This is a genomic window from Paraburkholderia atlantica, assembly GCF_009362785.1.
GTDB lineage: Bacteria > Pseudomonadota > Gammaproteobacteria > Burkholderiales > Burkholderiaceae > Paraburkholderia > Paraburkholderia atlantica.
The window spans coordinates 305,868-323,649 of record NZ_WHNQ01000007.1 but is presented as its reverse complement, the minus strand read 5'-3'; the positions used below and the strand labels follow the sequence as shown (position 1 = coordinate 323,649).

Here is a 17,782-nt window from a genome sequence, read left to right as displayed (position 1 = left end):
GTCTTACGACGTGAGTACAGAAACGCCCCCCATCACGCCCCCATCACGCCGCCCCTGCCAGCCGCCTTCCTGCACGCCCCCCCGATCTTGCTCTAAACTAGCGCCCGCCCAATCCACGCCCCGATGCGCCTCGTCACGAGCAACAACTGATGCCCCCAGCCTCCACCGATCCCGCCGATTCCCCGCATTTCAGCCTGCCGAAACACCCGCCGTTCCAGCGTTTCTGGTGCACCCGCATCCTGTCGTCACTGTCGTTCCAGATGCTCGCCGTCGCGATGGGCTGGCATATCTACGCGCTCACGCATAGCGCGTTCGCGCTTGGCCTCGTCGGTCTCGCGCAGTTTCTGCCGATGTTCCTGCTGACGCTCGTCGTCGGCCATGTCGCCGATCGTTACGATCGCCGCCGCATCGCCGCCGTCTGTCAGAGCCTCGAAAGCGTTGCTGCATTGCTGTTCGCGATCGGCACCTTCAGCGGCTGGATCAGCGCGCCGGTGATCTACGTGCTGGCTGCCTGCGTGGGCGCGTCACGCGCGTTCGAATCGCCGGCCGTGTCGTCGCTGCTGCCGGCCGTCGTGCCGCGCGGCTATCTGCCGAAGGCGACCGCATGGTCCACGTCCGCCAATCAGACCGCGCAGATCGCCGGGCCCGCGCTCGGTGGTCTGCTATACGGCATCGGTCCCGGTGCTGCCTACCTCGCGTGCACGCTGTCGTTCGCGGCCGCGGCGGCGTCGGTGTGGAGCATTCCGCTGCAAGTGAAGCCGGCGAGCCGCGCGCCCGTGACGCTCGAATCGATTTTCTCGGGCATCGCGTTCATTCGTCGCGAGCCGGTGATTCTGGGCGCGCTGTCACTCGATCTGTTCGCGGTGCTGTTCGGCGGCGCGACCGCGTTGCTGCCGATCTTCGCGCGCGACGTGCTGCACACGGGCCCGATCGGTCTCGGCCTGTTGCGCTCGGGCACGGCGATCGGCGCGCTCGCGGGCACGATCTGGCTCGCGCATTTTCCATTGCGCAACCGGCCCGGCGCGGCGATGTTCGGCGGCGTGATCGCGTTCGGCATCGCGACGATCGTGTTCGGGTTGTCACATCAGTTCCTCGTGTCGCTGCTCGCGCTGATGGTGCTCGGCGCGTCGGACACGATCAGCGTGGTGGTGCGGCTGTCGCTCGTGCAACTGCGCACGCCCGATGAAATGCTCGGCCGCGTCAGCGCGGTCAATTCGCTGTTCATCGGGACGTCGAATCAATTGGGCGAGTTCGAATCGGGCCTGACTGCCGGATGGTGGGGCGCGCAGCCGGCGGTGCTGGTCGGCGGCGTCGCGACGATCGCGATCGCGCTGTTGTGGATGCGGTTCTTTCCCGAACTGCGGCACACGCGCACGCTCGAGCGCGAAGAGGCGCTCGCGGCGAGCGCCTGATCGATTGCCAGCCCTTGGGCGCCATCGCCCGATCAATTAAACACCGCGGAGACGATACCGATGAGCCAATCCGAACTGCATGCTGCCGCGCCGGTCGCGGCGACGATCTATCGCGGCGAATCCATCGAGAACACGCATCTGGCGCATGTCGCGGTCGTCGATGCGGACGGCCGTCTGCTGTATTCGTTCGGCGACGCCGCGCGCATGACGCTCGCGCGTTCCGCGGCGAAGCCGGCCCAGGCGCTCGCGGTGCTCGAAACCGGCGCGCTCGAGCGTTGTCGTTTCGACGAAGCCGATCTCGCGCTGATGTGCGCATCGCACAGCAGCGAGCCGCGCCATATCGAACGCACGCGCGCGATGCTCGCGAAAGCGCAGGCGAGCGAGGCCGATCTGCGTTGCGGCGGTCATCCGCCGTTGTCGGACGCGGTGTATGTCGACTGGGTCCGGCGCGGCTTCACGCCCACCGGCGTGTGCAGCAACTGCTCGGGCAAGCATGCGGGCATGCTGGCCGGCGCGCGTTCGATCGGCGCGGCGCTGGCCGGCTATGAACTGCCCGGGCATCCGTTGCAACTGCGCGTGAAGCAGACGGTCGCGAGCGTGTGCGGTCTGCCGGACGACGGCGTGCAATGGGCGATCGACGGCTGCAATCTGCCGACCCCGGCGTTTCCGCTCGACCGGCTCGCGCGTCTGTTCGCGAAGCTCGCGGCGGCGCAGGATCTACAGGAAGCCGAAGCTGCCGCGACGACGCCGCGCACGGCCGCGCTCGCGCGCATCTATCGCGCGATGACGTCGTACCCGGAACTGGTCGGCGGGGAAGGGCGCTTCTGCACGCTGCTGATGCAGGCTTTCGATGGCGCGCTGGTCGGCAAAGTTGGTGCGGACGGCAGCTATGCGATCGGCGTGCGCGCGTCGCGGCAAACTGCTCGGCTGGGTGCGAAGGGCGCGCTGGGCATCGCGCTGAAGATCGAGGACGGCAATGCCGCCGCGCTCTACGCGGTCACTGCCGAGTTGCTCGCGGTGCTCGATATCGGCACGCCTGAACAACGCGCGACGCTCGACGGCTTTCATGCACCGAAGCGGCTCAACACGATGGGCGTCGAGATCGGCCGGATGGACTTCTCGATCGAGCTTGCCGCGCACCGTTGAGCGCGGCGAACCGCTTCACCGCTCGACACGCGAGGCCTCAAGCCGCCGCCGTTTTCTCCGGCGTGAAGCCCAGCGCTTGACGGATCGCATCGGCGAGTTCGCTCGCCGCAAACTTCGCGACATAGCCGTTCGCGCCCGCGTTCTTTACATGCGCCTCGTTCGCCGCGCCCGTCAGCGACGAGTGGATGAGCACCGGAATATCGCGCGTGCGTGCGTCGGCCTTGATCTTGCGCGTCAGCATGAAGCCGTCCATCTCCGGCATCTCCAGGTCCGTCAATACCAGCGCGATGGTGTCTTTCGCGCGCCCGCCTTTTTGCTGCGCTTCGCGTGCGACCTGCTGCAGCGTTTGCCACGCTTCCTCGCCGGTCTTCGTCATGATGTAGTCGGCGCCGATCGCGGTGAGCGCCTGCTCGATCAGTTTGCGCGCGAAGCCGGAGTCGTCGGCGGCGAGGATCTTCGCGCCGGGGCGGATGCCGAGCGCTTCACCGACCGAGGCCGGATCGACGCTCGGATGCTGCGACGGGAACACGTCGCGCAACACCTGCTCGACGTCGATCACCTGGGCGAGCCGCGAGTCGCCGGTATTGCCGTCGATGCGCGCGATGCTGGTGACGAGCTTGCCGCCCGCCGAGCCATCGGCCGACAGCACCTGGTTCCATTCGAGCCGCACGATCTCGTCGACTTCTTCGACCGCAAAGGCCTGCGTCGAACGCGCGAATTCGGTGACCAGCAGAATGTTCAGGCCGCGCGTCGGCTCGCAGCCCATCAGCCGCGGCAGGTCGATCACGGGGATGATCTGCCCGCGAATGTCGACCGCGCCCATTACGTACGGCGACGATCCGGCGATCGGCGTGATGGTCGGCATCGTCGAGATTTCGCGCACCTTGAACACGTTGATCCCATACAGCTCATGCGCGTCGCTGCCCGGCACGTGGCCGAGGCGGTACAGCAGCAGTTCGAACTTGTTGGAACTCGTCAGGTTGCTGCGTTCGGTGTGGCGTTCGGTATTGGCACGGTGGTCGTCTGCCATCGGAATCGTTCTCCAGAATTGCGGTGCTGAGCGGTGCTAAGCGGTGCCTGTCTCTGGTTATCGGCGTCGATGGCGAAAAATTCAGCACTGCGTCGCCGTGTCGAGCGGCGCGCGTGATTCATGCGAATACGGCGAACGTATGCACATTCATATGAGGGTTACCTAAGGTTACAGAAGCGACAGCAGCGTTTCACCTGCCCGACGGCATGGCTTCTAGAATCGGCAGCAATGAAAGCGTGGCGCCGCGCTGGGCTCGCAAGCAGTCCCCAGCGTTCTGCATCGCACGCTTTGTTCGCGGCGCACACGTGTCCTTCGTTTTGCTTTCAGATGCTTTCACTTCAAGGAGAACGTATGATCCGCCTGCCTTCCGTCCCTTCAGTCTCTCTGGCCCGCATCGCCGCCGCAGCCTGCTTCGGCGGTCTTCTGACGGCCGCCTCGTTGGCCAGCGCGCAGAACGCCGCGCCCGCGGACGCAGTCCGCCTGCATGCGGCCGATCAGACCTTCATCGCGGACGGCACCAAAGCCGTCGCGACGCAGCGCGATGCCGCGCGTATCGCCACCGCGCGTTCGGCCGACCGCGACGTGAAGGCGTTCGCCGAGCGCGTGTCGGATGACGACGCAAAGATCACCGACGCATTGCGCGCGGCGAGTCCGCGCGGTGTGGACGTGCCGAAGAACGATCCCGACGAGGCCGTGCTCGCGAGCATCAACAATCTGCGCGGCGCCGAGTTCGACAAGAGGTATATCGAGCAGGTCGCGCTCGCGGGTGAGCAGAAGGCGTTGTCCGCGTTCCAGGCGGAAATCGCATCGGGTCGCGACGAGAAGTTGAAGGCCGCGGCGAAGCAGGCGCTACCGACGATCCAGCAGCACTACGCGATGGCGCAGGAACTCGCGAAGCGCAAGCATCTGACCGTGGCCGCGCAATAAGCGGCGGCACGTCGCTACGCGGCAGCGGCGGTACTTCGAATACAGGCTTTTCGGCGATAATCGTGCGCTTTACCCGACGATTCTTCGCGCCTTCGATTTCAGGTACCGCATGAGCAAGCAAGCCAGTCTGCCGCAACACTTGGACCATCTGCTTCGACAAGCCGTCGCGCTTCAACAGAACGGCGCGCTCGTCGAAGCAGAGGAGATGTATCGCGAGATTCTCGAATTGAAGCCGAAGCATGGCGACGCGTTGCGCTGGCTCGGCGAACTCGCGCTGCAAACGGGTCGCTTGCAGGAAGGCGTCGATCTGCTGAAGAAGGCGCTCGCGCTCAACGCGAGACAGCCGGCCGTGCATTCGAATCTCGCCTATGCGCTGAACGCGTTGCAGCGTCATGACGAAGCGCTTGCGTGCGCCGAGCGGGCACTCATGATGCAACCGAAATTCGCCGATGCCTTGAACAATCGCGGTAACGCATTGGCGTCGCTGCACCGTCCGCTCGAAGCGCTCGCGAGCTACGAGCGCGCGCTTTCTCTGGTGCCCGAGTTTGCGCCGGCCTGGAACAACCGCGCGTGCGTGCTGCGCGATCTTGGCCGCTATGCCGATGCACTCGATAGCTGCGACCAGGCGCTCGCATTGCAGCCTGGCTATGCGGATGCATGGAGTAATCGCGGCAACGTGCTCGGCGATCTGAACCAGCCGCACGAAGCACAGCGCTGTTACCAGCGCGCGCTGGAACTCGCGCCTGGTTTCGTCGATGCATGGAACAACCTCGGTCTCGCGCAAATCGATCTGAATCAGCGCGAACAGGCGTTGTCGAGCTATCAGCGCGCGCTGGCGTTGAATCCGGCGTCGGTCGAAACGCACTGGAACCAGGCGCTGTGTCTACTGCAAATGGGTCGCTTCGAGAGCGGCTGGCGCGAATACGAATGGCGTTGGGAGCGTAGCCGCATCAAGGCCGGCCGGCGCGCGTTCGCGCAGCCGCTGTGGCTCGGCGATTTTCCGCTCGACGGCAAAACCATCCTGCTGCATGCGGAGCAGGGCCTCGGCGACACGCTGCAATTCTGCCGCTATGCGCCACTCGTTTCGAAGCTCGGCGCGAAGGTCGTGCTTCAAGTGCCGGGTCCGTTGGTGCGGCTGCTGTCGACGCTCGACGGTGTCGATCAGTTGATCGAAGCGGGGCAGCCATTGCCGCCGTTCGATTGTCATTGCCCGCTGCTGAGCTTGCCGCGTGCATTCAGCACGGACGAAGCGAGCATTCCGGCGGCCACGCCTTATCTCTTTGCACAGCCAGCGGCCGCGAGCGAATGGCGCGAGCGTATCGAATCCGATGGCAACACCAACGCGGATGGCAACGCAATCCAACCGCTGAAAGTCGGCCTCGTGTGGGCTGGCGAGAACCGCGCGCATGTCGCGGAACTGCGCAAGATCGATGCGCGTCGCTCGCTCGCGTTCGAGCAACTCGCGCCGCTGCTCGACGTGCCGAACGTACGCTTCTTCAGCGTGCAGAAGGGCGCGGCCGCCGCGCAACTCGCCGAAAGCGCATACGCTGAACGCGTCGCCGATTACACGGAGTTGCTGCACGATTTCGCCGATACCGCCGCGCTCGTCGCCGGTCTCGATCTGGTGATTTCGGTCGACACGTCCACCGCGCATCTGGCCGGCGCGCTCGACAAACCGGTCTGGATTCTGAACCGCTTCGACACCTGCTGGCGCTGGCTGCTGGAACGCAGCGACACGCCGTGGTATCCGTCCGCGCGTCTGTTCCGTCAACCGCAGCTCGGCGATTGGGACAGCGTGATCGACGCCGTGCGCGGTGCACTCGCCGATCTGAGCGCGTCGCCTTCATGACGGATTTTCGCCGACACGCGTAGACTGAATCTCCGTTCATCGAGGGCAATGCCACGGAGATTCTGCAATGGAATACAGACATCTGGGTGCATCGGGTTTCAAGGTGCCGGTGCTGAGTTTCGGCACCGGTACGTTCGGTGGCAAGGGTGAGTTTTTCGAGGCGTGGGGCGCGACCGACGTCGCCGAAGCGCGGCGTCTGATCGACATCTGCTTCGACGCGGGCGTCACGATGTTCGACACCGCGGACATCTATTCGAAGGGCGCATCCGAGTCGGTGCTCGGCGAGGCGCTGAAAGGCAAGCGCGACAAGGCGATCCTGTCGACCAAGGCGACCTTCCGTTTCAACGACGATCCGAACGGCGTCGGCTCGTCCCGCTTCCATCTGATCAACGCGGTCGATGCGGCGCTCAAGCGTCTGCAAACCGACTACATCGACCTGTTCCAGCTGCACGGCTTCGACGCGAAAACGCCGATTCCCGAAGTGCTATCCACGCTCGACGATCTCGTGCGCGCGGGCAAAATCCGCTATGTCGGCGTGTCGAATTTCTCCGGCTGGCATCTGATGAAGTCGCTCGATATCGCCGACCGCTACGGCTATCCGCGCTACGTCGCGAATCAGACCTACTACTCGCTGGTCGGGCGCGACTACGAGTGGGAACTGATGCCGCTCGGCGTCGACCAGGGCGTGGGTGCGGTCGTGTGGAGTCCACTCGGCTGGGGGCGTCTAACCGGCAAACTCAAGCGCGGCCAGCCGCTGCCCGAGACGAGCCGTCTGCACAAGACCGCCGACATGGGCCCGCCGGTGCCGGAAGAGTATCTGTTCCGCGTGCTCGACGCGCTCGACGAAGTCGTCGCCGAAACCGGCAAGACGGTGCCGCAGATCGCGCTGAACTGGCTGCTGCAACGGCCGACCGTCGCGACGCTGCTGATCGGCGCGCGCAACGAGGAGCAACTGCGGCAGAACCTCGACGCGGTCGGCTGGAATCTGACGCCCGATCAGGTCGCGAAGCTCGACGCGGCGAGCGCGGTGCGCCCCGCGTATCCGTATTGGCATCAGGAAGGCTTCGCGGAACGCAATCCGAAGGCGGTTTGAGCAGCGGATCGATAACGTTTCAGGCGCCGTAGCCGCGCGCAACGCGACGGTCCAGCGCGGCAGCACGCTGGACCCGCGCATCTGATCAAGCCAAACCGCCATTGGCCCGCAACGTCTGCCCATTGACCCAGCTCGCATCCGGGCCGACCAGAAACGCGACCACGCCCGCCACGTCTTCCGGCTCGCCGAGGCGTTGCAGCGGCGGCATCTTCGCGAAGGTTTCGATCTGCTCGTCGCTCTTGCCTTCGAGGAACAGGGCGGTCGCGATCGGTCCCGGCGCGACCGCATTCACCGTGATATTGCGTCCGCGCAGTTCCTTCGCGAACACGCGCGTGAACGCTTCGACGGCCGCCTTGGTCGCCGTGTAGATGCCGTAGCCCGGCAGGTTCAGCGCGAGCACGCTGGTCGAGAAATTGACGATGCGTCCGCCGTCGTTCAGGCGCGTGGCCGCTTCGCGCAGCGTGTTGAAGGTGCCGCGCACGTTGATGTCGAAGGTCTGGTCGTACAGCGCATCCGACGTGTCGGCGAGCGGCGTCGGCTTCATCACACCCGCGTTGTTGACGAGCACGTCGACCTTGCCCAGCTCGCGTTCGGTGATCTCGAACATGCGACGCACGTCGTCGGGCTTCGACACGTCCGCTTGCACCGCGACCGCCTTGCCGCCGGCTTCGCGGATCGCGCCGACGAGCGCGTCGGCTTCGCCCGCGCTCGATGCGTAGTTGACGGCGACCGCGAAGCCGTCCTTCGCGAGTCGCTGTGCGATTGCCGTGCCGATGCCGCGCGATGCGCCGGTGACGATGGCGACTTTCGGTTGTTGGTTCGTGCTCATGATTCGTTTTCTCACAGAAGGTGGTGGATCGGTGAGGCGAATGATGAGCGCTTTTCCCGTCGAGATAATCCGGTTAGACTCGCCATCATCATTCCATTCGCTTTAATAATCCGCCGATATGGACCGTTTCGAGGAAATGCGGGTGTTCGTGCGCATCGCCGAGCGCCAGAGCTTCACGCGCGCCGCCGACGATCTGCAAATCCCGCGCGCGACCGTCACCAACCTGATGAAGCGTCTCGAGCAGCGGCTCGGCGCGCGGCTGCTCGAACGCACGACGCGCACGGTACGGCTCACGCCCGACGGCGACGCGCACTATCAGCGCTGCGTGCGCCTGATCGCCGACATGGAGGAGGCCGAGGGGGCGTTCTCCAATGTCGCGCCGAAGGGGCTGTTACGCGTGAACGTGCAGGGCACGCTCGCGCGGCACTTCGTGGTGCCGGCGCTGCCCGCGTTTCTGGAACGCTTTCCCGACATCGAGCTGATGATCGGCGAGGACGACCGGCTCGTCGACCTCGTGCGCGAGGGCATCGATTGCGTGCTGCGCGCGGGCGTGCTGCAGGATTCGTCGATGGTCGGGCGGCGCGTCGCGCAGCTGCAGCAGGTGACGGTCGCGAGTCCCGCATATCTGGCCACGTATGGCGAGCCGGCCGATCCCGGCGCGCTGTCGACGCATCGCGCGGTCAACTACGTGTCGAGCGCGACGGGCAAGCCGCTGCCGCTCGAATTCCGCGTGGACGGGCGTGATACCGCGCTCGTACTGCCGTCGGCGGTGTCGGTCAGCGGCGCCGAACTGTACGCGGGCGCGGCGATCGCCGGGCTCGGCATCGTGCAGGTGCCGCGCTACCGCGTCGATGACGAACTGACGGCCGGACGGTTGCGCGTCATTCTGGCGGAATATCCGCCGCCGCCGATGCCGGTGTCGGTGCTGTATCCGCAGAACCGGCAGTTGTCGTCGCGGGTGCGGGTGTTCGCGCAGTGGCTGCGGGAGATTTTCGAGCCGGTGAGTTGAAGCAGCGCACACGCAAAGTAGTGGCTTTTGCGTGGTTAACACCTGGACATCTGCGTCTCGCATAGTGTCATTCTCAAGCGCGCAGAAAGCCACCCGTGATCGAGGGTGGACGCACAGAACGACCGGGGGATCTGATCATGAAGCGTTTTCGTTCGCTGGGTGTGGCGACTGGCGCGGCGCAGTTCGCCAGCGCCGACATCCTCGGCCGGATCAGCACGGCGTCGCGCCGGCCGGGTGCCGCGCGCCCCTTCGATCTGATTCTCGAACCGCGCTCGTGGCCCGGGCCCGCCGCACCCGATGCGACGGACGCGCGGTTCAAGATCCATGTGCTCGACACGATGCGCGCGTTTGAAAAGCGCGGTGTGGACGCGATCGTGCTGCCATGTTTCCTGAGCCACACGTTCATCGACGAACTCACCGCCAACGTCACCGTGCCGGTCGCCAACATCATGACGGCGTTGCACGAGCACGTGCGGTGTACCTATCCGTCGGCGCGGCGCGGCGGCGCCCGGCGCGACGGCGCCCGGCGCATCGGCGTGCTGACGTCGGCCGCGATTCGCGCGAATGGGCTGTTCGAGCGCTACTTTGGAGCCGGCCAGTTCGACGTGTGCTATCCGCGCAACGATACTGGTTTCGACTGCGTGACGAGCGCCGTCTTCGGCGACGAGGGCATCCGCGCTGGCCGCCTGCACGGCCGGCCCGTCGAGTTGCTGCGCACGGCGTGCGCCGACCTGGTCGCACAGGGCGTCGACGTGATCGTGCCGGGGCTCGTGGAAATCGGCCTCGTGCTGCGCGCGCTCGGGCGCATCGAGGTGCCGCTCGTCGATTCGAACCAGGTGTACGCGCGCTACGTCGCGGCGGCGCAGTACACGCAGCCGCAGCGGGCGTTTCGCCTCGGCGTGGTCGGCGGCATCGGGCCGGCCGCGACCGTCGATTTCATGGGCAAGGTCGTGCGCAACACGCCCGCCGCGCGCGATCAGGACCATATCCGGATCATGGTCGAGCAGAATCCGCAGATCCCGGACCGCACCGCGGCGCTGCTCGGTCGCGGCGACGACCCGACGCTCGCGCTGTACGCCGCCTGCAAGACGCTCGAGGAGGGCGGCGCGGATCTGATCGCGATTCCATGCAATACCGCGCATGCGTTCGTCGAGCGGCTTCAGCCGGCGCTGCGCGTGCCGATCGTCAATATGCTGACCTGTACCGCCGATTATCTGCGGGAGACCTTTCCGGGCCTGCGCGAGGTGGGCGTGCTGGCGACCTCGGGCACGCTCGCGAGCCGCGTCTACGAACAGGTGCTCGACGCGCGCGGCCTGGCGCAGATCGCACCGTCCGCGGCCGCGCAGGCGCGTCTGATGAACGCGATCTACGGGCCGCGCGGCGCCAAGGCTGGGCATACATCGGGCGAATGCTGCGACGACCTCGCGGCGGCCGTCGACGATCTGGTCGCCCAGGGCGTGCAGGTCATCGTGCTCGCGTGCACCGAACTGCCGTTGCTGTTGCGCGAGCCGGTGCTCGCGAGTCCGGGCGGGCGGGTGGTGCGGCTCGTCGATCCGACCGACGTGCTGGCGAGGCGTTGCGTCGCGTATGCGCTCGGCGACAGCGCCGCGCGCGGGACGCAGGCGGGTTGCGCAACGCCGGATACGGATGGGCCTTCGCAGGTGCAAAGCGCGGCCGGCTAGTCAGACGTCGTGACCGCGGCGCAGCGTTTTGCGCAGCCCGGTCGATCCCGACTTGAGACGCACACCTGCGCGTGTCATGGAAAACTGTATAAACATACAGTATAGTATCCCCCTACAGCCAGGCTTCCGGGCGCTCCTCGCGCCTTGCCGGCTGCACCGAACTTGCGCGGTCGCGAGAGCCGGCCGTGAGAGGTGAACCACTCCTTCAGACGGTCGGAAAAATTGTCCTCCAACGACGCAACCCCTGACACCCTCGCTGACACTCCCCAAGGCGGCAAGCCGAGCAGCAACAAGACCCAGGGCACGATCCGCATTCGCGGCGCGCGCCAGCACAACCTGAAAAACGTCGACCTCGACGTGCGCACCGGCGAAATGACGGTCGTCACCGGGCCGTCGGGCTCGGGCAAGTCGAGCCTCGTGTTCGACACGCTGTATGCGGAAGGCCAGCGCCGCTACGTCGAAACCTTCAGTGCGTACGCGCGCCAGTTCCTCGACCGGATGGATCGGCCGCAGGTCGACCGCGTCGACGGCGTACCGCCCGCCATCGCGATCGACCAGACCAACCCGGTGCGCAGCTCGCGCTCCACGGTCGGCACGATGACCGAGCTCAACGACCATCTGAAGCTGCTGTACGCGCGTGCGGCCGAACTGTTCGACCGCCAGACCGCGCATCCGGTGCGGCACGACACGCCGGAGACGATCTACGCGGAACTGCTCGAACGCACCGCGCAGGAGGAGCCGCGGCTCGTCGTCACGTTCCCGGTCGAGCTGCCGGAATCGGCTTCCGAGCAGGAGGTCGAGCAGTGGCTGTCGGCGAGTGGCTATACGCGTGTGCAGGCGCAGCGCGAAGTCGATTCACCGACCGGCAAGCGCAAGCTGCTCGACGTCGTCGCCGACCGCTTCCGGCTGCGTTCGGTCGATAAAGCGCGCGCGATCGAGGCGATCGAGGCATCGCTGAAGCGCGGCGGCGGGCGGGTCAATATCTACGTGCTGCCGGCCACCTCGGACGAACCGCAGACCGCAGTCGCCGAGCCGCGCATCTGGCGTTTTTCCACCGGCCTGCACAGCCCCGAAAGCGATCTGCGCTATGCCGATCCGCAGCCCGCGCTGTTCTCGTTCAACTCGGCCTATGGCGCGTGCGATGCCTGCCGCGGCTTCGGCCGCGTGATCGGCGTCGACCTCGGTCTGGTGATTCCAGATGCGCGCAAGACGCTGCGCGAAGGCGCGGTCAAGCCGATGCAGACGCCCGCGTGGAAGGAATGCCAGGATGACCTGATGCGCTATGCGGCGAAAGCCGACATCCGCCGCGACACGCCGTGGGGCGAGCTCAGCGAGCGCGAACGCAACTGGGTCATCAACGGCTCGCCGGACTGGAACGGCAAGTGGCAGACGCATTGGTACGGCGTCAAACGCTTCTTCGACTATCTCGAATCGAAGGCGTACAAGATGCATATCCGCGTGCTGCTGTCGAAGTACCGCAGCTATACGCCATGCGAAACCTGCGGCGGCGCGCGTCTGAAAACCGAATCGCTGCTGTGGCGTCTCGGCAGCAACGCGAATGCGAACGACGTGCTCGCGCCCGAGCACCGCTTCATGCCGCGCGGCGTGCAGTGGTCGCGCGCGCAGCTCGAAGCGTTGCCCGGTCTTACCGTGCACGATCTGATGCTGATGCCGATCGAGCGCATCCGGCGCTTCTTCGACGACATCACGCTGCCGAGCGCATTGCTCGACGACGCGCTGAAGCTGCTGCTCGCCGAAGTGCGCACGCGCCTCAAGTATCTATGCGACGTCGGCCTCGGCTATCTGACGCTCGATCGGCAAAGCCGCACGCTGTCGGGTGGCGAGGTGCAGCGCATCAACCTGACCACCGCGCTCGGCACGTCGCTGACCAAGACGCTGTTCGTGCTCGATGAGCCGAGCATCGGCCTGCATCCGCGCGACCTGAACCGCATCGTCGAGGCGATGCACCGGCTGCGCGACGCGGGTAATACGCTGGTCGTGGTCGAGCATGATCCGTCGGTGATGCTCGCGGCGGATCGGCTCATCGACATGGGTCCAGGGCCAGGCGAGCGCGGCGGTTCGATCATATTCGACGGCGCGCCCGATGCGATCCGCTCGACCGGCACGCTGACCGGTGAATATCTCGGCGGCCGGCGCCATGTCGCGGATGCCGCGCACTGGTCGCGTCGCGCGGTCGATGCGAGCACGCCGCGCATCGTGCTCGAAGGCGCGAGCGAGCACAATCTGCGTGACGTCACGGTGGAAATTCCGTTGCAGCGGCTCGTCTGCGTGACCGGCGTGTCGGGTTCCGGAAAATCGACGCTGCTGCAAGACGTGCTGTATCCGGCGATGGCGCGCCACTTCGGCCTCGCCACCGAAGCGCCGGGTGCGTTCAAGTCGCTTAAGGGCGCCGACCAGGTCACCGACGTCGTGTTCGTCGACCAGTCGCCGATCGGCAAGACCGCGCGCTCGAATCCGGCCAGCTACGTCGGCGCGTTCGACGAAATCCGCAAGCTGTTCGCGAAGGCGCCGCTCGCGCAGCAGCGTGGCTACGGCCCCGGCATGTTCAGCTTCAACTCGGGCGACGGCCGCTGCCCGACTTGCGGCGGCTCGGGCTTCGAGCACATCGAAATGCAGTTCCTCTCCGACGTGTACCTGCGCTGCCCCGATTGCGACGGGCGTCGTTATCGCGCGGAAATCCTCGAGGTGAAGATCGAGCGCGGCGAGCCCGCGCGCGCGTTGAGTATCGCCGACGTGCTCGAGTTGACGGTCAGCGAGGCTGCCGCGTACTTCGCCATGGACGCCGAAGTACTGCGCGTGCTCCAGCCGATCGTCGACGTCGGACTCGAATACGTGAAGCTCGGCCAGCCGGTGCCGACGCTGTCGGGTGGCGAGGCGCAGCGGCTCAAGCTCGCGGGTTTTCTCGCGGAATCGGCGCAGGCGCGTACCACGCGTGGCGCGAAGCAGGTAGTCGCGAAGCGTCTGTTCATGTTCGACGAACCGACCACGGGCCTGCATTTCGACGACATCGCCAAGCTGATGCAGGCGTTCGGCAAGCTGCTCGCGAGCGGTCATTCGCTGATCGTGATCGAGCACAACCTCGACGTGATCCGCGCGGCCGACTGGATCATCGACCTCGGTCCCGAAGGCGGCGACGGCGGTGGCCGCGTGTTGTGCGCGGGCGCGCCGGACGAAGTGAAAGCGTGTGCCGAGTCGCATACCGGCGAGGCGTTGCTGCAATACGACCGCGCGATGGGCCTCGCAGCCGAAGCGGAGCCGTCAGGCATCCCGCTGCAGAAAGCACTGAGCGCAGCCCGCGCGCGTCGCGCGATCGAAGGCGAGGACGTCGTGCGCATCGTCAACGCGCGCGAGCACAACCTGAAGGCGCTCGACGTCGACATTCCGCACGGCAAGTTCAACGTGATCACCGGCGTGTCGGGCTCGGGCAAATCGACGCTCGCGTTCGACATCCTGTTCCACGAAGGTCAGCGGCGCTACCTCGAATCATTGAATGCGTACGCGCGCTCGATCGTGCAGCCGGCCGGGCGACCCGAAGTCGACGCGGTGTACGGCATTCCGCCTACCGTCGCGATCGAGCAGCGGCTGTCGCGCGGCGGCCGCAAGAGTACCGTCGCGACGACCTCGGAGGTGTGGCACTTCCTGCGTCTGCTGTACGTGAAGCTCGGCTTGCAGCATTGCATTCACGACGGCACGCCGGTCACGTCGCAAAGCGCCGAATCGATTGCCGCGCAGTTGCTGCGCGATCACAAGGGCCAGCATGTCGGCTTCCTCGCGCCGCTCGTCGTGAACCGCAAGGGCGTCTATACCGACCTCGCGAAATGGGCGAAAGCGCGCGGCAATACGCATCTGCGGGTGGACGGCGAATTCGTGCCGGTCGATCCGTGGCCGAAGCTCGACCGCTTCCGCGAGCACACGATCGAACTGCCGGTCGCCGACCTCGTCATCTCGGCCGATCACGAAGCCGAGCTGCGCGAAGCGCTCGATCAGACGCTCGACATCGGCAAAGGCATCATGCATCTGCTCGCGCCGCTCGACGGCCTGCACGACGCGATCAACGGCGGCAAGTCCACCGCGAAGCTCGGCGACGTGAAGGTGCTGTCGACGAAGCGCGCGTGTCCGGTGTGCGGCACCAGCTATCCCGAGCTCGATCCGCGCATGTTCTCGTACAACAGCAAGCATGGCTGGTGCACGAGCTGCGTCGGCACGGGGCTGTCGCTGACGCGCGAGCAGCGTGCCGCGTACGACGACACGATCATCGTCGATGACAATCGCGGCCGCGAACAGAGCTTGCCGTCGGAAGAGCAGGAACCGGAAGGGCTCGTCGACGAGCCGTGTCCGGATTGCGCGGGCACGCGTCTGAATCCGGTCGCGCGTGCCGTCACGTTCGACTCGCAAGCGATCGTCGATGTCGCGCAATGGACCGTGTCCGACACGCGCGCATGGATCGATACGCTGCAGATGACAGGCCGCGATGCCGAAATCGCGCGCGACGTGGTCAGTGAAATCGGCAGCCGGCTGCAGTTCCTCGAAGAAGTCGGGCTCGGCTATCTGAGTCTCGATCGCGCGGCGCCGAGTTTGTCGGGCGGCGAAGCGCAGCGCATCCGGCTCGCCGCGCAGCTCGGCAGCAATCTGCAAGGCGTGTGCTATGTGCTCGACGAGCCGACCATCGGTCTGCATCCGCGCGACAACCAGATCCTGCTGAACGCGCTGCGTAAGCTCGGCGACAAGGGCAATACGCTAGTCGTCGTCGAGCACGATGAAGACACGATCCGGCGCGCCGATCACATCATCGATATCGGGCCGGGCGCGGGCAAACGCGGCGGTACGCTGATCGCGCAGGGCAGCGTCGCGGACCTGTCCGCGCAGGCCGATTCGCTGACCGGGCGCTTTCTCGCGCAGCCGATCGTGCATCCGCTGCAGCCGCGTCGCGAGGTCGTCGCGCCGGGCAAGCGCGCGGCTGCCGTTCCCGAGAACTGGCTGACCGTGCATGGCGGCAAGCTGCACAACTTGCGTGACGTGACGGTCGGCATTCCGCTCGCGCGGCTCGTCGCGGTGACGGGCGTCAGCGGCTCGGGCAAGTCGACGCTCGCGCGCGACGTGCTGATGACGAATCTGCTCGATGCGGTCGGGCGCTCGGTGCTGTCGTCGCCGGCCACGCGGCGTGCGCGGGCGGCGGCCGAAGAGAAACCGGCCGCGAACCGGCGCTCGAGCGTGCTCGCTCGCTCGGCGCCGCGCGCACCGCTGAACGTCACGCACACGTGGCAGGGCTGCGATTCGGTCACCGGCTGGGAAAGCATCGATCGCGTGCTCGAAGTCGATCAGACGCCGATCGGCAAGACGCCGCGTTCGTGTCCCGCCACCTACATCGGCGTGTGGGATGCGATCCGCAAGCTGTTCGCGGGCACGCTGGAGGCCCGCGCGCGCGGTTATACGGCGTCGCGTTTCTCGTTCAATACCGGCGAGGGCCGCTGCCCCGCGTGCGAGGGCCAAGGCGTACGCACGATCGGCATGAGCTTCCTGCCCGACGTGAAAGTGCCATGCGACGTTTGCCACGGTCAGCGCTTCAATCCGGAGACGCTCGCGGTCACGTGGCGCGGCAAGAACATCGGCGACGTGCTGACGATGGAAATCGACGAAGCGGTCGAGTTCTTCGCGTCGATCACGAACATCGGGCATCCGCTGCAACTGATGAAAGATGTCGGGCTCGGCTACCTGACGCTCGGCCAGCCATCGCCGACGCTGTCGGGCGGCGAGGCGCAGCGCATCAAGCTCGTCACCGAGCTGAGCAAGGTGCGCGACGACCTCACTCGGCGCGGCCAGAAGCCGCCGCACACGCTATACGTGCTCGACGAGCCGACGGTCGGCCTGCACATGGCGGACGTCGCGAAGCTGATCCGCGTGCTGCATCGGCTCGTGGATGGCGGGCATAGCGTGGTCGTCATCGAGCACGATCTCGACGTGATCGCCGAGGCGGACTGGATCATCGATCTCGGTCCGGAGGGCGGCGTGGGCGGCGGTACGATCGTTGCGGCAACCGATCCGGAAAGCCTGTCGCGCGTGGCCGCGAGTCACACGGGCGCGGCTTTGCGGCCGGTGCTCGCGCGCACGGCCGCAACGGCAACGCTGGCCGGCGAAGGAACGAATGGCTGAAGCAAGCTGACTAGCGGCGGCGCGGCCGTTGCGCGCCGCCGCGATCCCAACCCACTGTTTGCTCGCATTTCGGGCGCGCCCATCAGAGGTGCCGTTGCAACTTCGCAGGTTGCTACGGCCGGCGCTTTGTGGCATGCGCGCCACACATGGTTGCTGCACTGCATCCAGGCATCACAGGCTCGCCAAACGCGGGGCATACGCGCGGTTAATTCATACGAAAGCGCCCCGCGATGTTTCAAAATAGAAACGTTTTTAGAACCCCCGATAAATCAGCATTTGGATATTAATTTCCGGCCTATCAGGAATGCCACGGTAATGCCTAATGTCGCGGGGAATAACTTTACGCTTTGCGAATAAACTACCGAATTGCGCGGACATAATCGGGCCGATAAGCAGTTCACAATTGAAACATTTTTGAACCGGCAAGAAACGTACTCGGTAAGGTGGAATCACTTTGCTTCGCATTATCGGCAACTTTGCCCGAGTGGGCGAGAGTGCCGTCCAACAAGGCTTTGCGGTAAGATATCCCCACGCTCTGCGCTCAGCCTTGCATAGTTGCCGGGCGTCTCGGGCGCTCATATCAATCTCTCAATAACGGCTTTTCCTCAGACATTGATCGCCGTGATGAAATCTG

Annotated in this window: 10 protein-coding genes; 8 read left to right on the top strand and 2 right to left on the bottom strand. The window is 65.8% G+C overall.

Annotated features, from left to right (window positions below):
* Window positions 1-149 precede the first annotated feature (149 nt).
* Together GCT19_RS13555 and GCT19_RS13550 are read left to right on the top strand one after the other, a co-directional pair.
* Window positions 150-1,412, top strand: a complete 1,263-nt coding sequence (locus GCT19_RS13555; RefSeq protein ID WP_018432378.1) for an MFS transporter — start codon at window positions 150-152, stop codon at window positions 1,410-1,412.
* A 60-nt stretch (window positions 1,413-1,472) separates the two neighbouring features.
* The gene (locus tag GCT19_RS13550) at window positions 1,473-2,558 is read left to right on the top strand and encodes an asparaginase (protein WP_152852224.1); all 1,086 of its coding nucleotides are present in this window, start codon (window positions 1,473-1,475) and stop codon (window positions 2,556-2,558) included.
* Between the two features lie 37 nt (window positions 2,559-2,595).
* Here the strand turns inward: GCT19_RS13550 and GCT19_RS13545 are convergent, their stop codons facing one another.
* The gene (locus GCT19_RS13545) at window positions 2,596-3,588 is read right to left on the bottom strand and encodes a chemotaxis protein CheV (protein ID WP_152852223.1); all 993 of its coding nucleotides are present in this window, start codon (window positions 3,586-3,588) and stop codon (window positions 2,596-2,598) included.
* Between the two features lie 351 nt (window positions 3,589-3,939).
* Between GCT19_RS13545 and GCT19_RS13540 the strand changes: the two genes are divergently transcribed.
* From GCT19_RS13540 to GCT19_RS13530, 3 genes are all read left to right on the top strand, one after another.
* Complete coding sequence (locus GCT19_RS13540; RefSeq protein WP_152852222.1) at window positions 3,940-4,515, top strand: DUF4142 domain-containing protein; 576 nt, start codon at window positions 3,940-3,942, stop codon at window positions 4,513-4,515.
* A 109-nt stretch (window positions 4,516-4,624) separates the two neighbouring features.
* Window positions 4,625-6,364 (top strand): tetratricopeptide repeat protein, encoded by a 1,740-nt coding sequence (locus GCT19_RS13535; RefSeq protein ID WP_152852221.1) that lies wholly within the window; start codon window positions 4,625-4,627, stop codon window positions 6,362-6,364.
* Between the two features lie 67 nt (window positions 6,365-6,431).
* Window positions 6,432-7,457: an aldo/keto reductase gene (locus GCT19_RS13530; RefSeq protein WP_018432373.1), complete on the top strand. Its 1,026-nt coding sequence runs from the start codon at window positions 6,432-6,434 to the stop codon at window positions 7,455-7,457.
* An 85-nt stretch (window positions 7,458-7,542) separates the two neighbouring features.
* Here the strand turns inward: GCT19_RS13530 and GCT19_RS13525 are convergent, their stop codons facing one another.
* Window positions 7,543-8,286, bottom strand: a complete 744-nt coding sequence (locus GCT19_RS13525) for an SDR family oxidoreductase (protein ID WP_152852220.1) — start codon at window positions 8,284-8,286, stop codon at window positions 7,543-7,545.
* A 118-nt stretch (window positions 8,287-8,404) separates the two neighbouring features.
* Between GCT19_RS13525 and GCT19_RS13520 the strand changes: the two genes are divergently transcribed.
* The 3 genes from GCT19_RS13520 (at window position 8,405) to uvrA (ending at window position 17,148) form a co-directional block, all read left to right on the top strand.
* The gene (locus tag GCT19_RS13520; protein ID WP_018432371.1) at window positions 8,405-9,295 is read left to right on the top strand and encodes a LysR family transcriptional regulator; all 891 of its coding nucleotides are present in this window, start codon (window positions 8,405-8,407) and stop codon (window positions 9,293-9,295) included.
* 137 nt (window positions 9,296-9,432) lie between these two features.
* On the top strand, window positions 9,433-10,977 hold the full coding sequence (gene cuyB / locus GCT19_RS13515; RefSeq protein WP_152852219.1) for a cysteate racemase: 1,545 nt from the start codon (window positions 9,433-9,435) through the stop codon (window positions 10,975-10,977).
* 222 nt (window positions 10,978-11,199) lie between these two features.
* The gene (uvrA, locus tag GCT19_RS13510) at window positions 11,200-17,148 is read left to right on the top strand and encodes an excinuclease ABC subunit UvrA (RefSeq protein ID WP_152852218.1); all 5,949 of its coding nucleotides are present in this window, start codon (window positions 11,200-11,202) and stop codon (window positions 17,146-17,148) included.
* Window positions 17,149-17,782 lie beyond the last annotated feature (634 nt).

What these genes read in the sequence shown, in the direction of transcription:
- GCT19_RS13545 (WP_152852223.1), bottom strand. Translation starts at nt 3,588, where the DNA reads ATGGCAGACGACCACCGTGCCAATACCGAACGCCACACCGAACGCAGC.
- GCT19_RS13520 (WP_018432371.1), top strand. Translation starts at nt 8,405, where the DNA reads ATGGACCGTTTCGAGGAAATGCGGGTGTTCGTGCGCATCGCCGAGCGC.
- GCT19_RS13550 (WP_152852224.1), top strand. Translation starts at nt 1,473, where the DNA reads ATGAGCCAATCCGAACTGCATGCTGCCGCGCCGGTCGCGGCGACGATC.
- GCT19_RS13525 (WP_152852220.1), bottom strand. Translation starts at nt 8,286, where the DNA reads ATGAGCACGAACCAACAACCGAAAGTCGCCATCGTCACCGGCGCATCG.
- GCT19_RS13540 (WP_152852222.1), top strand. Translation starts at nt 3,940, where the DNA reads ATGATCCGCCTGCCTTCCGTCCCTTCAGTCTCTCTGGCCCGCATCGCC.
- GCT19_RS13535 (WP_152852221.1), top strand. Translation starts at nt 4,625, where the DNA reads ATGAGCAAGCAAGCCAGTCTGCCGCAACACTTGGACCATCTGCTTCGA.
- GCT19_RS13555 (WP_018432378.1), top strand. Translation starts at nt 150, where the DNA reads ATGCCCCCAGCCTCCACCGATCCCGCCGATTCCCCGCATTTCAGCCTG.
- GCT19_RS13530 (WP_018432373.1), top strand. Translation starts at nt 6,432, where the DNA reads ATGGAATACAGACATCTGGGTGCATCGGGTTTCAAGGTGCCGGTGCTG.
- cuyB (WP_152852219.1), top strand. Translation starts at nt 9,433, where the DNA reads ATGAAGCGTTTTCGTTCGCTGGGTGTGGCGACTGGCGCGGCGCAGTTC.